General features: G+C 62.9%; 3 protein-coding genes. All 3 read right to left on the bottom strand.

The annotated features are described in order from the left end of the window. Positions 1–274 (bottom strand): Gfo/Idh/MocA family oxidoreductase (locus EN935_RS25615; RefSeq protein WP_164771335.1); only part of this gene is annotated, 274 nt, incomplete at its 3' end. After that, positions 271–2,829: an ATP-binding cassette domain-containing protein gene (locus EN935_RS25610; RefSeq protein ID WP_164771334.1), complete on the bottom strand. Its 2,559-nt coding sequence runs from the start codon at positions 2,827–2,829 to the stop codon at positions 271–273. The genes EN935_RS25615 and EN935_RS25610, both read right to left, overlap by 4 nt. A gap of 116 nt (positions 2,830–2,945) precedes the next feature. Next, the gene (locus EN935_RS25605; RefSeq protein WP_245489047.1) at positions 2,946–3,941 is read right to left on the bottom strand and encodes a sugar ABC transporter substrate-binding protein; all 996 of its coding nucleotides are present in this window, start codon (positions 3,939–3,941) and stop codon (positions 2,946–2,948) included. Positions 3,942–3,943: the final 2 nt, after the last annotated feature.

The raw sequence follows: 3,943 nt of genomic DNA, 5'->3' as shown, positions 1-3,943 counted from the left end.
GCACCGGCTTTCCGGCATCGAGCAGCGTGCGGCAGACGTCTTCATGCAGCGTGTCGGGCGCCGCCACGATATAGGCGTCCGCGGCATTGGCAGTCAGCGCGGCGGCGGCATCGGTGAAATGCCGGACACCGAAATCGGACGCGGCCTTGCTTCCCGTGGCAGTATTCGGATCAACGAATGCCGACAGTTCCGCGACAGGGCTGGCGGCAACCACCTGAGCATGCAGGAGGCCCATGTAGCCGGCACCGACAATGGCGATCTTCAGTTTGCTCAAAGGGCTCTCCCTACAGGCAAGGTGCAAGGCTGGATGCTGGCCGGGGCCGTGCTGGCGGGTGGCGCGATCTTGCGATCACCGAAGGCGTGCATCATCACGTCTTCTTCCGTCGCCCCTCGCGCCAGCGTGCAGACAGAGTGGCCTTCGCGCATGACGACGATGCGGTCGGCAACGCCGAGAACCTCGGGCAACTCGCTCGACACCATGAGGATTGCCGCGCCCTCGGCCTTCAATTTTGCGATCAGGTGATGGAGTTCGGACTTTGCCCCGACGTCGACGCCGCGCGTCGGCTCGTCGAGCAGGATGATTTTCGGCTTGGTGGCAAGCCATTTGCCGATGACCACCTTCTGCTGATTGCCGCCCGAAAGCTCGATGGTCATCTTGTCGGGCTGGGCCGGCCGCACGCCGAGTGAGCCGATGAGATCGCGCGCGAGAGCCAGGATGCGGCGGGGTCTCAGCAGGCCGAAGTAACTGTTGTCGCGAATCCAGGCGAGAGACAGGTTGTCCTTGATCGACATCGCGCCGACGAAGCCTTCCAGGTGCCGGTCTTCGGGTATGTAGACGATGCCGGCGCGATTGGCGGCCTTGATGTCACCGCCGGCCTGCAGCGCGCCGAAAATTCTGATCGTGCCGCCATGCATTGTCTCGAGGCCGGCAATCAGCCTGAGCACCTCGGAGCGGCCGCTGCCCATCAGGCCGGCGAGCGCGACGATCTCGCCCCTGCGCACGCTGAGCGTGGCCGACTTCAAGAGCTTGCAGTTGGAGACGTTGCTGATCTCGATGGCGGTTTCGCCGATCTTTGTTTCGAGATAGGGGAAGATGTCGCCGACATCGCGTCCGACCATCATCGAGACGATCTCGGCCTCGTTGGTCTGGCGGGTCTGGCGCTCGCCGATGAAGCGCCCGTCACGCAGAACGACCACGCGGTCGCACTGGCTGAAGATCTCTTCCATCTTGTGGGAGATGTAGAGGATGCCGGCGCCGCGGGTTCTCAGTCTGTCGATCAGCTCGTAGAGCTGGTCGCGTTCGCGGTTGGAGAGCGCGCTGGTCGGTTCGTCCATGATGAAGAACCAGGCATCGGACAGAACGGCACGGGCAATTTCCACCATCTGCTGGCGCCCGACGGAAAGCGTTCGCAGCTCCGCGGCAATGTCGATATCGAGCGACAGCTCGTCCATGATGGCTCTCGCATCGCGCCGCATCCGGGCCCGGTCGAGAAATCCAAGGCGGGTGTGCGGTTCGCGGCCGATGAAAAGATTCTCCGCCACCGTTAGGTCCGGCGAAAGGCTGAAATGCTGATGGATGACGCTGATGCCCTTGGCGTCGCTGGGGGAGTGGAACTGGACGGCGTTGCCGTCGATGACGATCTCTCCCTCGTCCGGGCGATGCAGACCGGAGATGCACTTCACCAGCGTTGATTTCCCCGCCCCGTTCTCGCCGGCAAGTCCGACGACCTCACCAGCCGAGACGGCGAAGCTGACACCGTCGAGCGCCTTGACGCCCGGAAAAGACTTGCCGACGTCGCGCAACGCGATGCTGTGTTTGCCGACCGGTGTTGCGGCACTGTTGTGCGGCGATGCGATGGACTTGCGGCCACTGGTCTTGAACAGGGCGGCAACACTCTCCGGCTGGCTGGTGAGAACAGCCACCAGAATGAGGCTCGCGGTCACGAAATAGATCAGGATTTGCGGCACCTGCAGGAAGGACAGGCCGGTGTTGATGACGCCCAGCAACAGCGCACCGATTGCCGTTCCCCAGATGGAGCCCTGGCCGCCGGACAGTTTCGTACCGCCGATGATCGCGGCTGTAATGGCTGTAAATTCAAGCCCGGTGCCGGCAAGCGGCTGTGCCGAACCGAGGCGGCCGATGGTGAGGATCGCGCCGAGCCCGGCTGTCGCACCGGCAATCAGGTAGACGGAGATGCGCACGAGGTCGACGGGAACCAGTGAGGCCCGCGCTGCCCCCGCATTGCCGCCGATCGCATAGATCCAGCGCCCATACACCGTGCGATTGAGCACGAACCACCAGAGGCCCAGGCAGACGGCGGCGATGATGACGGAGACCGGCAGGAGGCCGATTGTCTCGCGTCCCGCGAAAAGCAGGACCGGATCGGCGACCGCGATGCTGGATGCGCCGGAGAGACTGAGCGCCAGGCCGCGCGCAAACGCCATGGTGGCGAGCGTCGCGATGAAGGGGGAGATGCCGGCAAAGCCGATCAGCGCTCCATTGAGCAGACCTATCGCGGCACCGCCACCGATCGCGGCGAGAAGGCTCAAGCTCGCCGAGCCGGTTGCCGTGTAGGCAAGACCCGCGGCGATGCCGGAACAGGCGAGGTTGCTGCCAACGGAAATATCGATGCCGCGCGCGATGATCACGGCCGTCATGGCAAAAGAGATGAGGGCGATGACCGCACTCTGCTGCGCGATGCTGACAAGATTTCCGGTCGACAGAAAGCGCGGATCGATCCAGCCGAAGACGGCGATGGCGACCAGCAGCACCGCGATGAGAACCGGTTCGTTGCGCCGCAGAAACGGAGAGGTCCAGGACTGGAACATGGGTCGGTCCTCTTGTCGAGCATCATGCGCGGTCACCGCGGAAGCGGCGACGGCGATCGTCAGGAAAAGGGGACGCCGGATGAAATGTCATCCGGCGCTTGAGCCGCTTTAGGCTGTTACTTTGCCAGGGTCATGGCGGTCGCCGGAACCTTGGGACCGAGTTGCTCGGTATAGTTCTTGGCTTCCACCGCCTCCTTGTCGGTGTTGATATATTCGAAGGTGAGGCCATCCGCCTTGAGCTTCGCTGCCGTCGCATCCGAGGTCACGAAATAGGTCGGCATGAAGAGATCCTGCGGCAGCTTTTCTCCATTGGCCAGACGAGCGGCAACGGCGATGTTCCAGTAGCCGACACGATAGGCGCCGGTCAGCACGTCCATCACCATCTTGCCGTCGTCGATCAGCGGCTTCATCTCGGCGTCGCCGTCATAGCCGCCGTAGAGCAGCTGGGTTCCCATCGAGCTGGCAACGGAATCGGCTGCCAGGCAAAGGCTGTCGGAGATGCAGCCGATGGCTTTCAGATCCGGATAGGTGGTGAGCCATGTCTGGGCGGCATTCGTTGCCTTCGCTGCGTCCCAGCCGGTCGGCTCGATGCCGACGACCTTGATGTCCGGAAACTCCTTTTTCAGGGTTTCGACGAAGCCCTTTTCGCGGGTGTCGGACACGAAGTTGCCACGCGAACCGACCAGCAGGGCGACCTCGCCCTTGCCGCCAAGCGACTTGCCGAGCGCGCGGGCAACCATCGACATGTTGTCGTAGTCCGGATAGAGCGTCGAGTAGTTCGAGCCGGCCTCGACCTTGTTACCCATGGTGATCACCGGAATGCCGGCGGCGGCGGCTTTCTTGATGACCGGAATGACCGCATTCTTGTCGATCGGATCGATCAGGATCGCGCTGACGCCCTGATTGATGAAATTCTCGATGATGCTGACCTGTTTTTCCAGGCTGCCCTCGGCGCTCTGCCAGGTGGATTTCACCCCGTAGTCAGCGGCAGCCACGTCGCCCGCTTCCTTCATGCGGACGAAGAAGGAATTCTGCAGGTCGATTGCCGCAAGGCCCAGAACCTTTTCCGCGGCAAGCGAGGGCGTTGCGATGGCGAGTGCGAGCAGAGCAATGG

It is taken from the genome of Mesorhizobium sp. M7D.F.Ca.US.004.03.1.1, assembly GCF_003998635.1.
Classification (GTDB): Bacteria; Pseudomonadota; Alphaproteobacteria; order Rhizobiales; family Rhizobiaceae; genus Mesorhizobium; species Mesorhizobium loti.
This window is presented reverse-complemented; position numbering and strand designations above follow the sequence as displayed.